This window comes from Streptomyces sp. NPDC048484 (genome assembly GCF_040651415.1).
Lineage (GTDB): Bacteria > Actinomycetota > Actinomycetes > Streptomycetales > Streptomycetaceae > Streptomyces.
Genome location: NZ_JBEZJY010000089.1, coordinates 1 through 20,070, shown reverse-complemented (window position 1 = coordinate 20,070; position 20,070 = coordinate 1). Strand labels below are relative to the sequence as shown.

The 20,070-nt window shown below is 67.4% G+C and carries 11 protein-coding genes and 1 pseudogene; 7 read left to right on the top strand and 5 right to left on the bottom strand.

From position 1 onward, the window contains the following. Both AB0D14_RS43310 and AB0D14_RS43305 read left to right on the top strand, forming a co-directional pair. Positions 1–2,901 (top strand): SDR family NAD(P)-dependent oxidoreductase (locus tag AB0D14_RS43310; protein ID WP_362790559.1); only part of this gene is annotated, 2,901 nt, incomplete at its 5' end. 417 nt (positions 2,902–3,318) lie between these two features. Then, positions 3,319–4,551: a cytochrome P450 gene (locus AB0D14_RS43305; protein WP_362790556.1), complete on the top strand. Its 1,233-nt coding sequence runs from the start codon at positions 3,319–3,321 to the stop codon at positions 4,549–4,551. Between the two features lie 386 nt (positions 4,552–4,937). Here AB0D14_RS43305 and AB0D14_RS43300 read toward each other — a convergent pair whose 3' ends face one another. The 3 genes from AB0D14_RS43300 to AB0D14_RS43290 form a co-directional block, all read right to left on the bottom strand. Beyond that, entirely contained in the window at positions 4,938–5,801 is an 864-nt protein-coding gene (locus AB0D14_RS43300) for a mycofactocin-coupled SDR family oxidoreductase (protein WP_362790553.1), read from the bottom strand. Between the two features lie 290 nt (positions 5,802–6,091). Then, a complete protein-coding gene (locus tag AB0D14_RS43295; RefSeq protein ID WP_362790550.1) occupies positions 6,092–6,517 on the bottom strand; it encodes a cold shock domain-containing protein in 426 nt (141 codons plus the stop codon). Positions 6,518–6,579: 62 nt separating this feature from the next. Then, a complete protein-coding gene (locus tag AB0D14_RS43290; RefSeq protein WP_362790562.1) occupies positions 6,580–8,208 on the bottom strand; it encodes a DHA2 family efflux MFS transporter permease subunit in 1,629 nt (542 codons plus the stop codon). A 147-nt stretch (positions 8,209–8,355) separates the two neighbouring features. Between AB0D14_RS43290 and AB0D14_RS43285 the strand changes: the two genes are divergently transcribed. Beyond that, positions 8,356–9,120, top strand: a complete 765-nt coding sequence (locus AB0D14_RS43285; RefSeq protein WP_362790548.1) for a TetR/AcrR family transcriptional regulator C-terminal domain-containing protein — start codon at positions 8,356–8,358, stop codon at positions 9,118–9,120. Positions 9,121–9,147: 27 nt separating this feature from the next. On the opposite strand, the gene AB0D14_RS43280 is transcribed toward AB0D14_RS43285, so the two are convergent. Further along, complete coding sequence (locus tag AB0D14_RS43280; protein ID WP_362790545.1) at positions 9,148–10,695, bottom strand: AMP-binding protein; 1,548 nt, start codon at positions 10,693–10,695, stop codon at positions 9,148–9,150. A gap of 109 nt (positions 10,696–10,804) precedes the next feature. Here AB0D14_RS43280 and AB0D14_RS43275 point away from each other — a divergent pair, with 109 nt between their 5' ends. After that, positions 10,805–11,053, top strand: a complete 249-nt coding sequence (locus AB0D14_RS43275; protein ID WP_362790542.1) for a phosphopantetheine-binding protein — start codon at positions 10,805–10,807, stop codon at positions 11,051–11,053. Positions 11,054–11,131: 78 nt separating this feature from the next. Here AB0D14_RS43275 and AB0D14_RS43270 read toward each other — a convergent pair whose 3' ends face one another. Then, complete coding sequence (locus tag AB0D14_RS43270) at positions 11,132–12,010, bottom strand: ACP S-malonyltransferase (RefSeq protein ID WP_362790539.1); 879 nt, start codon at positions 12,008–12,010, stop codon at positions 11,132–11,134. Between the two features lie 286 nt (positions 12,011–12,296). Between AB0D14_RS43270 and AB0D14_RS43265 the strand changes: the two genes are divergently transcribed. The 3 genes and pseudogenes from AB0D14_RS43265 to AB0D14_RS43255 form a co-directional block, all read left to right on the top strand. Then, entirely contained in the window at positions 12,297–13,895 is a 1,599-nt protein-coding gene (locus AB0D14_RS43265; protein WP_362790536.1) for an AMP-binding protein, read from the top strand. 333 nt (positions 13,896–14,228) lie between these two features. Continuing rightward, complete coding sequence (ccrA, locus tag AB0D14_RS43260; protein ID WP_362790534.1) at positions 14,229–15,602, top strand: crotonyl-CoA carboxylase/reductase; 1,374 nt, start codon at positions 14,229–14,231, stop codon at positions 15,600–15,602. 362 nt (positions 15,603–15,964) lie between these two features. Then, positions 15,965–20,070: pseudogene (locus AB0D14_RS43255) on the top strand (beta-ketoacyl synthase N-terminal-like domain-containing protein); the annotation flags it as partial.

Genomic DNA, 20,070 nt, shown 5'->3' with positions numbered 1-20,070 from the left:
GCGGCCGGCGGGCAGGCCCGCGCGCTGGTTCAGGCGGTGGCCCGGTTGTATGTGGACGGTGTGGACGTTGACTGGTCGGCGTTGTTTGCGGGGCGCGGGGCGCGGCGGGTGGAGTTGCCGACGTATGCCTTCCAGCGTGAGCACTACTGGCTGGTCGATACACCGACAGCAGGGGCTCCGGCAGCGATGGGTCTGTCGGCGGCGGGTCATCCGTTGCTGAGTGCGGTGGTGTCTTCCCCGGAGTCGGACGGGGTCGCACTCACGGGCCGGATCGGTCTGGATACGCATCCGTGGCTGGCCGATCACCGGGTGCTGGGGCGGGTGCTGTTGCCGGGGACGGCGTTTGTGGAGCTGGCGGTGCGGGCCGGGGACGAGGTGGGCTGCGGCCGGGTGGCGGAGCTGACGCTGCAGGCGCCGCTGGTGCTGCCGGAACACGGCTCCGTCCAGCTCCACGTCGTGGTCGATGCTCCGCAGGATCCGCAAAGCTCAGGTGCGGCAAAGGACTCGAGCGCGTCCGGAGCCCGGCCGGTGCGGGTGTTTTCGCGTGGTGAGGGTGTGGTGGACGGGCCATGGGTGCTGCACGCCAGCGGACTGCTGGACGACGACCGGACGGCCGAGCCCCCGTTCGACATGGCGCAATGGCCGCCGGCAGGTGCGGTGGCCGTGAGCACCGAGGGCGCCTACGAGCTGCTGGCGGGCAGGGGGTATGACTACGGGCAGGTCTTCAGAGGACTGCGGGCTACGTGGCGGCGGGGCGAGGAGATCTTCGCGGAGGTCGCGCTGCATGAGCAGGCATGGACCGAGAGCAGGCGGTTCGCGCTGCATCCGGCGCTGCTCGACGCGGCGTTGCACGCTGGGCTGCTGGAAGACGCGGGAGGTGGGACACGGCTTCCCGTGGCCTGGCGCGACGTATCCCTGCAGGCCGCCGGAGCGTCCGCTTTGAGGGTGCGGATAGCACCTGCGGAGGCGGACGGTGTCATGCTGTCGGCGGTGGACGAGACCGGCGCGCCGGTGTTCACCGTACGTGCGGTGACATCCCGGCCCGTGTCTGCTGAGCAACTCGGCAATGCTCCCGGCGGATACCAGCGGTCGCTGTTCGGCATGGAGTGGAAGTCGCTGTCCGTGTCACGGCCCTCCACCGTGCTGCCCGAGCGTCACTTCGCCGATGCGCTGGCGGCGGTCGACGAAGTGGCCCCGGACCTGGTGTTCCTGCACTGCCCCGTGACCGACGGTGACACACTCGCGGCTGCGCGGACGGCGACGGATCAGGTGGTGGACGCCATACGGAGTTGGCTCGACGACGTGCGTTTCGTGGCCTCGAAGCTCGTGGTCGTCACGCACGGTGTGACTGGCGGCGCCGTGCGCCATGCCCCCGTATGGGGTCTGGTGCGTGCGGCCGAGGCGGAGAACCCGGGCCGGTTCGTGCTCGTGGACGTGGATGGCGCGGAGGAGTCACGACGGGCCGTTTCGGTGGCCGCGGCATCAGGGGAGCCTGAACTGACGGTGCACGACGGTGTGGTCATGGTGCCCCGCCTCGCCCGCGTCTCCGCTTCCGCCGGGGAGGAGACCTCCACTCGTTGGGGACCTGAAGGCACCGTGCTCGTCACGGGCGGGACCGGGACGCTGGGCGGACTGGTGGCACGGCACCTGGTGGCGGTGCACGGCGTACGTCATCTCGTGCTGGCCGGTCGCCGGGGCGCGGACGCCCCGGGGGCGGCTGAACTCGTCGCGGAACTGCGGGAGTGCGGGGCTGACGTACGGGTCGCGACATGCGATGTGGCTGATCGTGAGGCTCTGAGGGAGCTGCTCGACGGAATACCCGGCGAGCACCCGCTGCGGGCTGTGGTACACATGGCCGGAGTCTCCGGTACCGGAATGATCGGGTCGCTGACGCCGGAGCGAACGGACGCCGTGCTGCGGCCCAAGGCCGACGGGGCGTGGCATCTGCACGAGCTGACCCGGGACCTGCCGTTGTCCGCCTTCGTGCTGTTCTCCGCGGCGGCCGGAATGCTTCTTCCCGCAGGCCAGGCGGGTCACGCGGCCGCCAGCGCCTTCTTGGACACCTTGGCCGAACACCGCAGGTCGCAGGGCTTGCCGGCCACCTCGCTCGCGTTCGGACCTTGGGAAGTTCACCAAGGACTGAGCGAGGGCGATCGGCAACGCATCGGCCGCCAGGGGATACGCGTGCTTCCTACGGACGAGGCCCTCGCGTTGTTCGACGCGGCGCTGGCGACGGACGAGACCCTGCTGATCCCGGCCGGGTTGGACCTCGCGGTGATCCGTGCCCTCGCCGCGGTCGAGGAGGTGCCGGCGCTCCTGCGAGGCCTGGTACGGGTGTCGGGCAGGCAGGCTGTCCTGGCGGGTGGCGCCTCTGCTTCAGCGCTGCTGGAACAGCGGCTTGACGGGCTCTCCGCGACAGAGAAGGAGCGACTGCTGCTCGATCTGGTGCGCACCCATGTGGCTACGGTTCTGGGGCACGCGTCGGCTGAGGCGGTGGAACCGGAGCGCGCCTTCCAGGAGATGGGCTTCGATTCGCTGGGCGCGGTTGAACTGCGCAACCGGCTTCGCGTGGTCACTGGGTTGCAGCTGCCGACGACGCTGGTCTTCGACTATCCGACGTCACGAGGGGTGGCCGCGTACATCGAGGAGTCGTTCGGTCCGAAGTCGGTTGACGAGGCGCGACCGGTCCTCGCCGAGGTAGACCGGTTGGAGGCCGCATTGGCGGCGACGTCCCTGACCGGGGGCGACCACACCAAGATCGCCCACCGTCTGGAGGCCGTACTGCGGGCGTGGCACGCCGTCGGCGAGTCCGTCGGGACGACCGCACCGGAACAAGGCTACGAGGAGGCGACGGACGAGGAGCTGTTCGATGTCCTGGACAACGAACTCGGCATCTCCTGAAGGAGCTTGTAGCACCAAGGACGGCTGATAGCCGGGGGAATCCAGGGAACGGATCCCCTCGGGAAACCAGCTCTGGCGCACACCTCCGCTTTGCTCGGCCGCCTCGTGATCCCCGCCCCGGCTTCGGGAGCACCGGAGAATCTGAATAAGGGGCGGATAGGGGTACGGAACGATCCCACTACGCCGTAATTTGTTCACGGAAGAGCTCGTCGGCGTCCGCCTCGGAAAATTATTACCGAAAAATCGCTGCGGCATTTCGGCGTCGGTGATGAGGACCGGTGGTCAGGCACAGGCATACCGCCTATTCCGGCCGGCCACGCTGTTCCTCAGGAACCGCTCCTCAAGGACCGTTACTCATGAATTCGCCCCAGGGCCTCTCCGGCCGAACGGGCGCACTGCCACGATCGGAGACCAGCGATGACGTCAGTCGTTTCCGCCGAGGAGGCGGAGGCTGCACTGCTCGAACTGGCCAGCCCGCCTCAGCCCGCTGACCCGTATCCGTTCTATGACATCCTCCAGCGGGCCGACAAGGTGTACTGGAGTCCGTCGATCGGCATCTGGGCGATCACCGGCTACGACGAGGTGTACGCTGCATCACGGACGCCCAACGTGAGCAACGGCCCCCGTGCTGCGGCCTTGCGGCGCGAGGACTGGGAGGATCACGAGTCCCTGCGCCTGTTCCTGCGGGCGATCGTCACCCTCGATCCGCCGGACCACACCCGGGTGCGCGGTCTGGCGAGCCGTGTTTTCACGCCGGCCTCCATCAAGGGACTGCGGCCCGTGATCGAGAAGCTGGCCAACAGCCAGCTCGACGATCTCGCTGACAAGGCTGCGGGCGGGCAGCCGGTCGATCTCGTGGACAACCTGGCCAGCCCCTTCCCGGTGGCGGTGATCAGTGAGCTGCTCGGAGTCCCGGCGGACCAGGGCAAGCTGTTCTACGACCTTGCCAACGACTGGACCCGGGTGTGGGGAGGTTTCTATTCCGATGAGGACCTGGCGCAGGCGAACGCCTCGGTCAAGGAACTCCGCAACTACTTCAGTGACCTGCTCGACGAGCGCCGCGCGCGACCGCGAGAGGACCTGCTGTCCTCGCTGGTGAAAGAGGCGAAGGACTCCCGGCTGTCCGAGGACGAGTTGATGGCACTCGCCACTTTCCTCTTCGTCTCCGGATTCGAGACCACGACGAACCTCATCAGCTCCGGGATTTACAGCCTCATCAACAACCCCGACCAGCTGCGGAACTGGCGGCAGGATCCCGGCCTGACCGGCAGCGCGGTCGAGGAGCTGCTGCGGCACGGTACGCCCATATCGGGAACCGCCCGGGTCATCACCCAGGAGGTGCGGCTGGGCGACCACGACATCCCCCCGGGCCAGCTGGTCATGCTGATGCTGGCTGCGGCCAACCGTGACCCCGGCAAGTTCCCGGATCCCCATCGCCTGGATCTCTCGCGCGACGATGGGCCGCACCTGAGTTTCGGTGGCGGCGCCCACTTCTGCATGGGTGGCAACCTCGCCCGTATGGAAGCCCAGATAATCTTCCCGGCCCTGTTCAACCGGTTCTCCACGATGGAGGTGGAGGGGACGCCGGTGTGGCGGGACGCCATCGGGCTGCACGGCTTCCAGAAGCTGCCGCTCGTCCTTGCTCCCTGACCCCGGGCCGAGCAATGCTGCCTGTCTGCGACCTCCTCGCACGACGCCGCCGCCCTGAGGACGACAACCGTTCGTCCTTCTCCCTGGTGTCTCTCCGAGGCTCGCCCCTTGGGTGAGACACCCACGCGCCCCCGTACGGTATCCCCCGCCGTACGGGGGCGCTCTGCGTGTCCCCGGTGTTACACGTGAGTCGACGCAGAGCAGTAGTCGGCGGAGAGCGACCGCCGAAGGAGAGCAACGGGGAGAGGGAGAGCGACGGGGGAGAGAGCCGGGAAGGAAAGAAGGCAGGGCGGCGCACATGCCGCAGGGGCGTCCGGGCCGCCGACGTCCCGTCGGGTCCCGGACGCCCCTGCGGCATCCTCTCCGGAATTACTTGAGGGCTGCTTCTAGCCGAAACTGAAGCCGGCCGCGAACTTGTTCAGCATCCCGCCATCGATTTTGAGCTGGAGCCCCGTCACGTAACGGGACTCCTCGGACGCGAGGTAGACGATCGCGTGCGAGACATCGACCGGTTCCAGGTACGCCATGGGCATGCCGTGGATGGCCTTGAACGTCACCTCGGCATCCTCCGGGGTGGGGTCCTCCAGGTCGGGGCGGAAGGTCCGGTAGACCGCCGAGTTCTGGAACATCTCGGTGGCACAGTTCGTCGGGTGCACGATGTTGACGCGCGTGCCGCCCGGCGCGAGCTGCACCGAGAGCCAGTTCGCGTACTCGTCGAGCATCTTCTTCGAGAAGCTGTAACCGGCACCGCCGGGCCCTGAGGCTCCGCCGCCGTCGCTGCGCGGCATCAGGCCCGCCACTGATCCCATGAGGATGATCGAGGCACCGCTCTCGAGGTGCGGCAGAGCCGCGTGCACCGTATTCATGGCGCCGACGAGATTGATGTCAACGGTGTCCGTGAAGGCGCTGAGCGGCCGGTCCACGCCGAGCGGGCTGATGCCGGCGTTGGGGATGACCACGTCCAGGCGTCCCAGCTCGGCGACGGCCTCGTCGATCGCCTGCTTCAGCCCGATACGGTCGCGTACATCGACCTGCTTGGTGACCGCCTTGCGTCCGGACTTCTCAATCAGCCGGGCGGTCTCGCTCAGGTCGGACGGTGTGCTGCTCGCATACTCGACGGCCGACGGCTGTTCACACACGTCGATCGCGATGACATCGGCGCCCTCCTCGGCCAGCCGCACGGCATGGCTGCGGCCCAGCCCTCGCGCCGCCCCGGTAATCATGACAACTTTGCCTTCTACACGGCCCATTCGGCCCTCCCGAGCTTTTTGAACTCATCCGAAAGACGCCATCCGTCAGGCAGTGCCGCACACAAAGACGCGCAGCAAATTCGTCCGAAAGCTGTCCCACCTATGGATTCGCAGGACGTTCCGGATCCCCTTCGCGATGGACGTGCGTCATTCTTCCCGCCGAATCGTGCGTGGCGACATGCCTGGTGACCCCTAAACCAATCGGCGCACCGGTATCTAGGGGCCCTGCAGGGGACCGGCGGGGCGGGTGATCCTCGCTGCGGCCGGCGGTCCGTCGTCGCGGTCAGTCGTCAGTCCTCGAGCCAGCCGTGGCTACGGGCGATCGTCGCGAGGCTCTGCCGGAACTGCACGATCTGCTCCGAGGTGGCTGTCGGAACCCTCTCGATGATGACGTCGGTCACCTCTTGCATGAACTCGGCGGTGGAGAGCGCGTCACACATGTCGTCCACGCGCCGGTCGCCTGTCAGCTCAGGCTGATCCGCGGCGGGCGTGGACGACAGGTCCGTGTACGACTCCTCGACGATACGTACGGCGAAAGCCTTCAGCCCGCGGTCGCTTTCACGCATCTCGAACTCGACAAGCACCCCCCGTGTGAACAGTTGCTTGTCGGAGAGGAGATCGTTGGCGTGCATGAACACGTCGCTCCCGCCGCCTTCAGGCGTGATGAATCCATATCCGCGGGTCTCATCGAAACGGGCTATTTTACCCACAACCATTGCGTTTCATCTCTTCTGATCGGCGACGGGTCGCTTACGGAGACGGGACTGGCCCGTGCTGGTCAACTGCCCGGGTGGGCCTCGGTCCGCAACGAGGACGATGACGACTGGGCGGAGGGTCCTGCTTGCTCAGGGAGGGCGGCCGGGTCGTCGTCCTCCGGGTCGTCGGGGTACTCCGCAGGCAGGCCTCGCAGGGTGAACAGACAGGTCACGGATACGATGAGAAGCAGTACGGCACTGGCCAGCACGGCGGTGTGCATGCCGTCCATGAAGGCCTGCTTGGCGGCCAGGGCGACCTGTTGGGCCTGGTCGGACGGCAGCTCCGCCGAACTGGCGAGCGCGGCGCCGAGATTGTCGCCCGCCTGCTCGGCCACCTTTTCCGGCAGACCCGGCGGCAGGTCGACCGAGCGACGGTAGACGAGGTTCAGCGCGCTGCCGAGGACCGCCATGCCCACGGCGCCACCGAGTTCGGCGGCCGTCGTGGCGATCGCGGATCCGGCGCCGGACTTCTCTTTCGGGACGCTGTTGACGATGATGTCGGCGGTGACGGCGAAGATGGACATCGCGCCGAGCGCCTGCACCAGTGTGGGGATGAGGATGACAACGTAGCTGGAGTCCACATCGGTGCGTGTGTAGAGCAGCATCGCCACCGCGCCCAGGGCCAGGCCCATGGAGATGACCCGCGCCCGGCCCACCTTGGGCACGATGAAGCCGAGGGCCGGGGAGAGCGCGATGGCCAGGATGTTGGGCGGCAGCAGTGCCAGGCCGGCTTTGAGGGGCGACCAGCCGTGTACAAGCTGGAGGTACTGACTCAGCAGGAGCGAGAATCCGATGAAGGCGAACAGGCCGATGGTGTTGGCGGAGACGGCCCCCGAGAAGGCGCGGTTGCGGAACAGCCTGACGTCGATGAGCGGATCCGCGATCCGGGTCTGCCTCCAGACGAACGCTGACAGGCTGACCGCGGCCACTGAGACGGCTGCGAGAATCCGCGGCTGACCGAAGCCGTCGTGGATGGATTCCTGGATCCCGTAGACGACGGCCATGATGCCGATGATGGAGGTCAGGACGCTGGGGATGTCCAGTCGCCCGGCACGGGGATTGCGCGACTCCGGGATGACGGTGATGCCGACCACCAGGAGAATGGCCATCACCGGCACGTTGATGAGGAAGACCGAGCCCCACCAGAAGTTGTTGAGAAGAGGCCCACCGACGACCGGACCGAGGGCCATGCCTCCGCTGATCATGCCGGTCCAGATGCCGACCGCGGCCGTCCGTTCCTTCGGGTTGGTGAAGAGATTCCGGATGATCGAAAGTGTGGTCGGGTAGATGGTCGCGCCGGCGATGCCGAGCAGTGCCCGGCAGGCGATCAGTAATTCCGGGCTGGACGCGTAGGCCGTCAGCGCGGACGCCGCGGCGAATGCCACCGACCCGGCGAGCAGCAGCTTCTTGCGCCCGATCCGGTCGCCGAGGTTGCCCATGGTGATCAGGAGGCTGGCCAGGGCCAGACCGTAGATATCAGCGATCCACAGGATCTGGCTGGACGTCGGGTTGAGGTCCTCGGTAATGGCCGGGACGGCCAAGTGAAGGACCGTCAGGTCGACGCTGAGGACGAGTGCCGCCATGCAGATGACGACCAGTGCGACCCACCTGCTGGCACCTAGAGGTGCTGGGGGTTTTGACGTTTTCGGCATGTTTTCTGACCTGCTCATTACGTGCCCTCCGTGATCACGAGTGAAATTGTGTAGCCCGCATACGATTGTGTTTATGTTCTACACAGATCTAAGGTGGGTGTCAACAGACCCAAAATCAGCCGCCGAGACGAGTGTCAGGAGCTACACATGGCAGCGGAGAAGGTTGGTGCCGGCAATGGAAACCGGCTCGGCGTGGAACTGCTGTGGGGGGAGCAGGAGCGTCCGAGCCGCGGACCCAAACGGGGACTGTCGATCGAGGGGATCGTCGGGGCCGCCGTGAAGATCGCCGACGGCGAGGGGCTGGGGGCCGTCTCGATGCAACGGGTGGCCACCGAGTTCGGCTTCACGACGATGTCGCTGTACCGCTACGTGCCTGGCAAGACCCAGCTGATCAGTCTCATGACCGACGCGGCACTGGCCACACCCCCCGTGCTGGGCGAGATGCCGGGCGGGTGGCGGCCCAGAATGGAGGAGTGGGCGCGGCAGTTCTGGATGGTCTTCCACAGACATCCCTGGCTGTTGGACGTGAACACTCACGACCGGCTCACGGGTCCGAACGAAATGGGCTGGCTGGAATCCGCTGTGCGTGCCCTCTCGGACACCGGGCTCAATGGATCCGAGCAGGTGGACGCGGTCCTCGTCGTCAACGGGCACGTCCGCAACTGGGCGCAGTACTCGGTCGACATGGAACGGGGCGAGAAGGACGTCACCGGCGAGCAGTGGGGCTCCGCGGTGGGGATGCTGGTGGAGAAGCACAGTGATCGCTACCCGGCGCTGATGGAGGCCATGGCGGCGGGCGCTTTCAGTGTCGCGGAGGGGCAAGGCCAGGAGTTCGGCCTGCGCTGCGTGCTGGACGGTATCGGAGTGCTCATCGACGAGCGGGTGTCGACGGCGGATTCCGCCGGGGAGTGACGTGCGCCGAGCCTGCTCGCCGCGACGTCAGCTCTCGCGCGCCGTTCCGGCGGCCTCGCGTGCGAGTTGTCCCCGGTCCACCTTCCGGTTGGCATTCAGGGGGAACTCCTCGACGTGCTGGTAGTGCCTGGGAATCAGCCCGTGCGGGAGGATCCGCCGGAGCTGTTGGGCGAGGACGGTGACAGGGGCGGGAGCGCCGGTGTAGAAGACCATCAGCTCGACACCGCTGTCGGCCGGCCGGGTGACGGTCACCGCGTCGTCGACGCCGGTGCATCCCCGCACCGCCTGGTCGACCTCGGCGAGTTCGACACGCCACCCCTGCACCTGTACTTGGGAGTCCAGGCGCCCCAGGTAGAGCAGCTCATTCCCGGCGAGGGCCCGGACCCGGTCCCCGGTGCGGTACCAGGTGCGTCCGTCATGCTCCAGGAACCGGGGCTCGTTGTCGGCTGGGTCGAGATAGCCCGGCGTCAGCTGAGGGCCGGTGACACACAGTTCGCCTTCGGTGGTGGCGATCTTCTCGTCTTCGTCCAGGAGCACGTGGTCGTGGTCCTCGTGAACCGCCCCGATCGGTACCAGGCCGTTCACCCCGAGCCCGGCGGAGACTTCCGGTAACCACCGATGGCTGGTGATGGTCAGCGTCAGCTCGGTCGGCCCGTACAGGTTCTCCACGGCCGAGCCGCTCGCGGCGGCTTGCCAGTCGGCCGCGTCCTGGCATTGCAGCGCCTCGCCGGCGAAGAAGCTCCAGCGCAGGGTCGGCAGCGCGTCGGGGGCGAGTCCCCCCATGCGGCGGACGAGGGAGATGCTGACGGGTGTGGAGAACCAGACGCTCATCCGCCGCTCGGCCAGGAATGACGGCAGGTCTCGGTACGCCTGGGCGGGCACCGCGTGCACGCTCGCGCCGGCGTTCCACGCACAGAACAGATTGAACATCGCGCAGTCGAAGTTCAGGCCGAAGGTCTGCGAGAAGACGTCCTCCGCGCAGAAGTCGTACCGCTCGTCCACGGACCGGAAGTAGGAGGCCATGTTGCCGTGGGTGATCTGCACGCCCTTGGGCCGCCCCGTCGAGCCGGACGTGAACAGGATGTACGCGACATCGGAGGGCTTGACCATCAGCGGTGCGTCGAGAGTGTGCCGCGGAACGGACGAGATCGAGCGCTGCCGCCCATCCCCCTCGCCCGAGCGACGGGGAACCAGTACGGGGATGTCCAGCTCCGCCGCGGTCAGCGCCGAGAGCCCCTGCTCATCGGCCAGCACCGCTGAGACCCCCGCGGCCTGGATCATTCGCCTGGTGCGCAGCGCGGGGAAGTCCGGGTGCAGCGGTACGACGGTGCAGCCCGCGTACAGCGCTGCCAGGTTGCCGATGAAGCCCTCGATCCCGGTGTTCGCCAGCACACCTACCGCCCTCAGCGGTTCCGCGGAGCCGGCCAGCAGTGCGCCTGCCCAGCGCAGGGCCAGTTCGTGGGCCTCCGCAAAGCTGACGGTCTCGGCGCCCACGCGGATCGCCGGGCGCTCCGCGGCGCCGGCGAGCCCGCGAAGGAAACGCGAGTGCAATGCGTAGTCGGGCAGGTCGTTCATTTTTCCTCCCAGTATGGGGTTGATAAGGGTTGCCGACCGCGGAAACCCGGTCCTACCTTGTCAGCGGCGGGGATCGGCATCACGCAGTGGAGAGGATTCGGTATTCATCATGTGGGACGAAAAGTTCGAGGAGATTCTGCGCACGCTACTGCCCTTCCTGCCGGCCGCCGAGCCGCTCGACGGGAGTGCCGAACTCGTGGATCTCGGGCTGGATTCGATGGGAAAGGTTGAATTGCTCGCTGCGCTCGAAGGGCACTATGGCGTCAGGTTCGTCGATGACGCGCTGAATGCGGCGAGCTTCGCCAGCGCGGATGTGCTGTGGAAAACCCTCTCCGAAATGACAGGAAATCCTGCCTGAATAACGGGTCGGGTCCGCTCGGCCCCCGGCCCGCCGCGACAGGGCTCGGGGAAGCCGTTCCCCGGCCCTCGGAGCACCTCAGGCAACGGGTTCCCGGTGGCGCGGCTGGAGCGCCGTCCTCGGCTTGATCGGGACGATGTCGAAGTTCTGTGTCATGCACCGCACCCGGCCCCAGAGGTTGTCGGGCCCCGATATGTGCAGCTTGCCGACTCCGTTCCGCTTCAGCGTCTCCACCACCGCGAGCCAGCGCACCGGGCGCACCATGCCGTCCAGCAGCATTGTCCGCACCTCGTCGCCGGAGGTCAGAACCGTCCCGTCATGGTCGGAGACGACAGGGATCGTCGGATCGTCGAAGCGGACACCGTCGAAGACCTCGCGCTCGACGCGGTCCCGAAGCGGGCGGAAGGCATCCGAATGCATCGGCGGGCGCATGGTGTACAGGGGAAGGCCGCCCGCGGAGCGCAGGCGTTTCTGCAGCCAGTCGAGCTTTCCCTCCCGGAGGGACACCATGTGGAAGTCCCGGTCCACGTAGCAGGCGACGTCGTACCACTCACCCTGCTGAGCCAGTTCGGCCAGTACCTCGGCAAGCAGGTCCTCCGGGAGGCGGGCACAGGACTGGGTCACCACGTCGCGATGTTCCCGGCTGAAGTATTCCTCGATGCGGCGGCCCCACTCCGCGGTCATCCGCAAGGCGTCCGGCAGGCCCAGCGCCCCGGAGTACACCGCCGCCGGAGTGCCTCCGAAGCTCGGCCCGGCGCACACCTCCGCCCGGGTGCCCCAGGCGTCCTCGGACCACTGGGCGAGAGCGAGGCAGGTGACCAGGAACGCGATCCGTTCGAACTCGGAGTAGTCGGCCTCGGCTGTACGGTATCGATCAATCAGAGAATAGCCGAGTGTCTCGTCCGCGATGGCGACCAAGCGGCGTGCGAAGGGATTGAGCAGCAAGAATTTTGCCACGTCCTCGAATTTCGACGGACCGATGGCCGGGAAAATTATCCCGACATCTGCGTGGAATTCAGTGTCCATTATTTGTCCCTTTCCGGTGGCCCGTGGAGCGCGGGCGGTGCTACGGTTTCCGTGCAATTTTGCGATCCGGGCGGCATTGCCAGAACCCCTAGCACCCCCTAAGTCCGCTTCTGTTGCCGGGACTGCTCGTTGCTAATGTGGATCGGGCCGTGATAGGAAGTTCAGTCGATCTCCCATTCTTCAGTGGCGCGGCATGAGTCGTCGGAGGAAGAAACGCATGGCATCGAATCGAGAAGTCTCTGTCGGTGAGCACTCAACAGATGATTTTCTGCACGGGTTCATGCTGGCGGCGGTGAGGTCAGCACCCGACCGGCCGGCCGTCATCGAGCCCAACGGCGACGACGAACTCAGCACGGTCTCCTATGGCGAACTCGAACGCATGGTTCGGGAGAACGCCGCCGCACTCGACGCGCTGGGGCTGGACGTCGGGGACCGGGTGATCCTGGAATCCAGCACGTCCGCCGCGGCCATCGCGATGCTCCTGGCCTGCTCCTCGCTGGGACTGCCTTTCATTCCGGTGAGTCCGGAGACCCCGGAGAAGCGACTGCTGTCGATCATCGAGACCGCCGAGCCCGCACTGCATCTGCAGACCGCCGACGGACGGCGCGACGGCATTCCCGAGCGGGTTGCCACGGCCCGGTTCGGCCCCCGGGGACTGGAGGTGGAGCGGCCGCCCGCGTCACGGGTCCGGCACCGGCGGGCGCCCGTCGCGACCGACCCCGCCTACATCATCTTCACCTCCGGCACGACAGGACGCGCCAAGGGGGTGGTGATGAGCCACCGCGCCGTCACCGCGTTCTTCCGCGGCATACTGCACCACGGCCTGATCACCGCCGAAGACCGAGTCGCCACCACCTCGCCGCTGCAGTTCGACTTCTCCCTGTTCGACATCGGATTCGCGCTGGGCAGCGGTGCCGCCGTGGTCCCCGTGCCACGCGACTGGCTGGGCTGGCCTCGGCGCTTCTTGAAATTCCTCAACGATGCGGGGGTCACACAGGTCGATGGAGTGCCGTCGATCTGGCGGCCGGTGATGCGCCATGAGCCGGAGCTGCTCGCCGGTCTCGACGGGCTCCACGGCATCCTCTTCTCCGGGGAGGACTTCCCGCTACGCGAACTGCGTCGCCTCCAATCCCTGCTGCCAAAAGTGCGCTTCGTCAACGGCTACGGAGCGACCGAGTCCATGGCGTGCTCGGTGACGGACGTACCCAACCCCATTCCCGAGGACGTGGAGAAGCTCTCCATCGGATTCGCCCACCCCGGGGCCGAGATGACGATCATCGACGACCAGGGCCGTCCGATCGAGGAGCCCGGCAGGGTCGGTGAGATATACCTGCGCAGCCCCGCGCTCTTCACCGGCTACTGGGGTGACCCGGAAGCAACCGCCGCCGCTCTGGTTCCCGATCCGTTGAACCGGTTGTCCGGCCAGATCGTGTTCCGCACCGGGGATCTTGCCCACCGTGGCGCGGACGGGGAGCTGTACTTCCGCGGCCGCGTCGATTCCCAGGTGCAGATCCTGGGCAACCGGGTCGAACTGGGGGAGGTCGAGCGCCGGCTGACGGAACTTCCCGGCGTCGTCGCCGCCGCGGCCCAGCTGCTGCCGCGACCGGGCAGGGAACCCGAACTGAACGCGTTCGTCGTCATCGGATCCACAGCCACGCCCTTCGACAAAGCCGGAGCGCGCGCCTTCTGCGCCGAAACACTGCCCGCCTACATGCTGCCCAAAGGGCTGTACGTCCTCGATGAACTCCCCGTCACCGAGAACGGAAAGGTCGATCGCGCGGCCCTTGCGGCACACGCCGCGGTCTCCGCTCTGTGAAGACCGGGGGCCCGCTCCAGCCCACGGCCAAGGGCTAGGGCGGCGGAGCCCGGTAGGGGGCGATAAGGGTAGGGGGCCGTGCGGCAGGCCGGTAGCGTCTTGCGTGGCAGAAACGGCTCCGTGACGGAAATTAACCCTTCCTGACCTTCGCACGGCATAGGGAAATTTCCTTCAGCCAAGTAGCGACGGATACCGCGCTGCAGTATCCGTCGTTTTCCACCGGCTGTTCCACGAGACAGCGCGTCATTGGCATGGACCGCCATCGGGTACGGGGCCCGTCCGGAAACCGCGGTGGGGCTGACATTCCCATCCTGAGGAGAGGAAGGAACCGGAATGGATTCCATGACTGATGCCCTGCTCGGTGGAGCGACTCCCGCGCAGCTCGAACGGACACCGGTACCCGACGAGTATCTTGCCGTCCATCTGCGGGTCGAGGACGTCGGCATGTTCGCGGGCATCGAGGACAAAGACGTACGCAAGTCGCTACGCGTCGGCATGGTGCCGACGCCTGAGCTGGCACCGGACGAGGTGCTCGTCGCGGTGATGGCCAGCTCCGTCAACTACAACACCGTCTGGTCGGCGATGTTCGAGCCGATCCCGACGTTCGACTTCCTGAAGCGCTATGCCAGGAGCGGCGGTTTCGCCGAGCGGCATGACAGGCCCTACCAGGTGGTCGGTTCGGACGGCGCCGGAGTCATCGTCCGGGTCGGCAGCGGCGTACGGCGCTGGAAGATCGGCGACCAGGTGGTGATCCATCCCGTGCACGTCGACGACCAGGAGCCGGCGACCCACTCCGACGGCATGATGGGCAGCGAGATGCGCGCCTGGGGCTTCGAGACGAACTTCGGCGGCATGGCGCACTATTCGATCGCGCGCGCGACTCAACTGGTCCGTAAGCCTGCCCATCTGACCTGGGAAGAGTCCGCCAGCATCCCACTGTGCGCGAGCACCGCCTACCGCATGCTCGTCAGCAGGCATGGCGCCTGCATGAAGCAAGGCGACATCGTCCTCATCTGGGGGGCGACAGGTGGCCTTGGCGCCCTCGCCGTGCAACTGGTCAAGAACGGCGGCGGGATACCGGTCGGAGTGGTCGGCTCGGAGCGCAAGGCCAAGCTCCTGGAAGCCCTCGGCTGCGACATCGTCATCAACAGGGACGATATCGGGATGGGGAACGGGGACGTCGCTCTGACCTCGCCGGAGCGTACGGTCGAGGTCGGCAAGCGACTGGGAAAGATCATCCGGCAGAAGGCCGGCGGTGATCCGCACATCGTCTTTGACTACACCGGCGCCGCGACGTTCGGGGTCTCCGTGTTCGTGGCCCGCCGTGGTGGCGTGGTCGTCACCTGCGGGTCAAGCACCGGATTCCAGCACCAGTACGACAACCGCTATCTGTGGATGAACCTGAAGCGGGTCATCGGGAGCCACGGTGCCAACCTGCAGGAACTGTGGGAGTGCATGCGCCTGTTCGACCTGGGGAAGCTCATGCCGACCCTGTCCGCGCTCTACCCGCTCACCGAGGCCGCCGAGGCCGTCCGGCTCGTGCAGGCCAACGCGCACACCGGAAAGGTGGGCGTTCTGTGTCTCGCCCCGGAACCGGGTCTGGGCGTGACCGACCCCGAACGGCGCGCGGCGATCGGAGAGGACCGTCTGAATCCGCTGCGCGATACCGCCGACAGCATGCGGATGCCCGCAGCGGCGAGCGGCTGAGCCCCGGCCTCCGGGTCCCGCAGGGCGGCGACGGTTACGGCGACAAAAGGCCGGATCCCGGAGACGACATTGGCGCGGACCCGGTGCACGCGGGCTGACCGGCTGGAGTTCCGAAGGCCGTCCGGTCCGTGCTCCGAATTGTTTCCGATGCGGTCCTGCTGAGTTCGTTCGTTTCGCCTGTAGTCCACTCGTCTTTCGTTTGCTCGGGGCCGGGTCTGCCGATGTTCGGCAGGGGTATATAGGGGTTCGCGTGGAATCTCTGTAACCATAAGGTGCCGAAAGTGCGTGGTTCCAATCGCCTGCCGTAATACCTGCCGTAATAATGGAGTGCGCAGATGAGCGAGTCCGGGAAAACGGTACCTGCAACGGGCGAGGAACTTGCCCTCCGGCTGGCGGATCTGCCTGCTTCCGAACAGCGGCGTGTGCTGCTCGATCTGGTCTCGGCCGAGACCACCGCGGTGGTCAGGAAGGCCGCACCGGAAGCCTCCACCGTGACAGGCGCCGGGGCGGAAGTAGCCTTCCAGGTCCGCGGCATCGACTCATTGGGACTGGTTGAGCTGCACGCCAGACTGACCGCGGCGACCGGACTCGAGCTCCCGGTGACGATCGGCTTCGACCATCCGACGCCCACCGCCCTTGCCGAATACCTGCGCGCCGAGGTGCTCGGTCTCCCCGAAGAAGCCCCGGCTCCCGCCCCGACGACGGCCACCGGCAACGAACCGATCGTCATCGTGGGCATCGGCTGCCGGTACCCGGGCGGTGTGCAGTCGCCCGACGATCTGTGGCGGCTCGTGGCCGAGGGCACCCACGTGGTCTCCGACTTCCCCACGGACCGCGGCTGGGACCTGGAGAGGCTCTACGACCCCGACCCGGACACCCCGGGAGCGAGTTACGTACGGAGCGGTGGATTCCTGCCCGACGCGGGCGACTTCGACGCGGACTTCTTCGGGATCGGCCCGCGCGAGGCCCTGGCGATGGACCCACAGCAGCGCCTGCTGCTGGAGGCCGTGTGGGAGGCGCTGGAGAGGGCCGGCATCGACCCGGGGCGCTTGCGGGGCAGCCAGTCAGGGGTGTTCGTCGGCATGGAGCCCCACGAGTACGGCCCCCGGCTGCATGAGGCACCCGACGGGCTCGATGGATACCTCATGACGGGCAACGCGCCCAGCGTGGTGTCCGGCCGTGTCGCGTACACCCTCGGCCTCGAAGGACCCACTCTCACGGTCGACACAGCCTGTTCCGGATCCCTGGTCGCCCTGCATCTGGCGGTCCAGTCGCTGCGCCGCGGCGAGTGCTCGCTCGCGCTGGCCGGCGGTGTCACCGTGATGGCGAGCCCAGGGACGTTCACCGCGTTCAGCCGGCAGCGAGGCCTGGCGGCCGACGGCCGGTGCAAAGCGTTCGCCGCGGCGGCCGACGGCACCGCGTTCGCCGAAGGGGCGGGCGTATTCGTACTGGAGCGGCTCTCGGACGCCCGACGCAACGGTCACACGGTGCTTGCGGTGGTACGTGGCAGCGCCATCAACCAGGACGGTGCGAGCAACGGCCTGACCGCGCCGAATGGCCTGGCACAGCAGCGCGTGATCCAGCAGGCGCTCGCCGACGCAGGCCTGACCCCCGACACGGTGGACGCGATCGAGGCCCACGGCACCGGCACCCGGCTCGGCGACCCGATCGAAGCCCAGGCACTGATCGCCACCTACGGTCGTGCCCACTCGACCGAGCAGCCGCTGCGGCTGGGCTCGGTCAAGTCGAACATCGGCCACACCGGCGCCGCCGCCGGAGCGGCCGGCATCATCAAGATGGTGATGGCCATGTGGCACGGCCTGCACCCCAGAACCCTCCACGTGGACGAGCCGTCACCGCACATCGACTGGCGGTCCGGGACCATCCGCCTGCTGACCGCACCCGAGCCCTGGACACCACCGGACGGACACCCCCGCCGAGCCGGTATCTCGTCCTTCGGCGCGAGTGGCACCAACGCACACGTGATCATCGAGCAGCCTCTCACCGAGGACATCGACGAACGCGGCCCCGTCCACACCGGGGTGACCCCCGTGGTTGTATCGGCCAGGAACCCGCAGGCGCTGCGCGCTCAGGCCGCCCGGTTGCGCTCCCTGTTCGCGTCGGACCAGGAATTGCCACTCCTCGATGTGTGCTATTCGGCCGCGACGACCAGGGCCGCACTGGAGCACCGCGCTGTCATCGTCGCCGGAGACCGAGCCGAGGCCCTGCGCGCCCTGGACGCGCTGGCCGAGGACCGGAGCGCCCCGGGAACGATCCTCGGGCAGGCATCGTCGGCCCCGGTCGCCTTCCTGTTCACCGGGCAGGGCAGCCAGCGGCTGGCCATGGGCCGGGACCTCCACCGCACGTTCCCCGTCTTCGCCAAGGCCCTGGACGAGGCCGCCGGCTACCTGGACATCCAGTTGGAAGTCCCGTTGCACGACGTGTTGTTCGCACGGGAAGGTACGCCCGAAGCGGCTCTGCTCGGCCGGACGGCATACGCCCAGCCCGCCCTTTTTGCCGTCGAGGTGGCGCTCTACCGGCTGCTGGAGTCCTGGGGGGTCGTACCGGATTACCTGAGCGGGCACTCTGTTGGTGAGCTCGCGGCCGCGCATGCTGCGGGTGTGTTGTCGCTCGAAGACGCGGCTTTGTTGGTCGCCGCGCGCGGCCGCCTGATGCAGGAACTGCCCGGCGGCGGGGCGATGACCGCGATACAGGCCACCGAGGAGGAGATCCTGCCCCTCCTGGATACCAGGGTGGGCATCGCCGCTGTGAACGGCCCCTCCTCGGTGGTGTTGTCCGGTCCGGCGGATGCCGTGGCGGACCTCGCGGAACACTTCGCGGCCTTGGGCCGGAGGACACGGCAGCTGCGAGTCTCGCACGCGTTCCACTCGCCCCTGATGGAACCCATGCTGACGGAGTTCCGCCAGCTCGCGCAGGCGATGACCTACCGACCGCCGAGCATCCCTCTCGTCTCGAACCTGACCGGCCGGCCCGTCTCGCCCGACGCGGAGTACTGGGTACGGCACGTGCGTGAACCGGTCAGGTTCTACGACGGTATTCAGTGGCTGGAGTCCCAGGGCGTGGCCACCTTCCTGGAGGTGGGCCCGGACGCCGTCCTGTCCGCGATGGTCCGGGACTGCCTCGGGCCCGGCTCCTCGGACGCGGACTTCGCAACGACACTGCGCAGTGGACACGACGAAGAGCGCGAGATGGTATCGGCAGTTGCCTGGTTGCACGCCCGCGGAGCGTTGATCGACTGGGACCGGTTCTTCGACGGGCGCGACGCGCGCAAAGTACCTCTCCCCACGTACAGCTTTCAACGGCGGCGCTACTGGCTGGAAGCCACGCCGGCGACCAGCAGGATCCAGCTCGCCGACGAGCCTCGGAGCGAGGTTCCCGTACCGCACGAGCCGTCGCTGCTTCTGGAACTCCGGGACCTTCCCGAAGCGGACCGCGACGCGGCGATTCTGGACCTCGTGCGCACCCGCGCCGCCACGGTGATCGGGCACGAGAGCGCCGAGGCGATCGATCCGCGCCGGGCGTTCAGGGACATGGGATTCGACTCGCTTGCGGCCGTGAGACTGCGCGACGGACTCGGCACCGCCACCGGCCTCACGCTTCCCGCGACACTGATCTTCGACTATCCGACCCCCCGCGCCCTCGCCGACCACATCCGGTCGACCGTGCTCGGAACCGCTGCGACGATCGGCGTACCCCTCCCCGCCAGGACAGCCGACGACGAGCCGATCGCGATCATCGGAATGGCATGTCGTTTCCCCGGAGGTGTCGACTCCCCCGACGGACTGTGGCACCTCGTGTCCGAAGGCACCGATGGGATATCGCCCTTCCCGGTCAACCGTGGTTGGGATGTCGAGGGCATCTACGACCCGGAGCCGGGGCTCCCGGGGAAGTCGTATGTCTGTGAGGGCGGGTTCCTGCATGATGCGGGGGAGTTCGATCCCGGGTTTTTCGGGATCAGTCCGCGTGAGGCGCAGGCGATGGATCCGCAGCAGCGGCTGCTGCTGGAGACCTCGTGGGAGTCGTTCGAGCACGCGGGCATCGACCCGACGTCGGTGGCCGGCACCCCCACGGGCGTTTTCGCTGGGATCATGCACTACTACTGGGGCGACCAGTCCGACCGGATCTCGCAGGAGTTGACCAGCTACCTCGGAAACGGCAGCGCGGCGAGCATCGCTTCGGGGCGTATTGCTTATTCGTTGGGTCTTGAGGGTCCTGCGGTGTCGGTGGATACGGCGTGTTCGTCGTCGTTGGTGGCGTTGCATCTGGCGGTGCAGTCGTTGCGGTCGGGTGAGTGTTCTCTGGCGCTGGCGGGTGGGGTGACGGTGATGGCGTCGCCGGATGCGTTTGTGGACTTCAGTCAGCAGCGTGGGTTGTCGGCTGATGGTCGGTGTAAGGCGTTTTCGGATGATGCGGATGGTACGGGGTGGGGTGAGGGTGTGGGGATGCT

Coding starts and splice junctions, on each gene's coding strand:
- AB0D14_RS43290 (WP_362790562.1), bottom strand. CDS start 8,208: ATGCCGAAAACGTCAAAACCCCCAGCACCTCTAGGTGCCAGCAGGTGG.
- ccrA (WP_362790534.1), top strand. CDS start 14,229: ATGGATTCCATGACTGATGCCCTGCTCGGTGGAGCGACTCCCGCGCAG.
- AB0D14_RS43275 (WP_362790542.1), top strand. CDS start 10,805: ATGTGGGACGAAAAGTTCGAGGAGATTCTGCGCACGCTACTGCCCTTC.
- AB0D14_RS43285 (WP_362790548.1), top strand. CDS start 8,356: ATGGCAGCGGAGAAGGTTGGTGCCGGCAATGGAAACCGGCTCGGCGTG.
- AB0D14_RS43280 (WP_362790545.1), bottom strand. CDS start 10,695: ATGAACGACCTGCCCGACTACGCATTGCACTCGCGTTTCCTTCGCGGG.
- AB0D14_RS43305 (WP_362790556.1), top strand. CDS start 3,319: ATGACGTCAGTCGTTTCCGCCGAGGAGGCGGAGGCTGCACTGCTCGAA.
- AB0D14_RS43295 (WP_362790550.1), bottom strand. CDS start 6,517: ATGGTTGTGGGTAAAATAGCCCGTTTCGATGAGACCCGCGGATATGGA.
- AB0D14_RS43300 (WP_362790553.1), bottom strand. CDS start 5,801: ATGGGCCGTGTAGAAGGCAAAGTTGTCATGATTACCGGGGCGGCGCGA.
- AB0D14_RS43265 (WP_362790536.1), top strand. CDS start 12,297: ATGGCATCGAATCGAGAAGTCTCTGTCGGTGAGCACTCAACAGATGAT.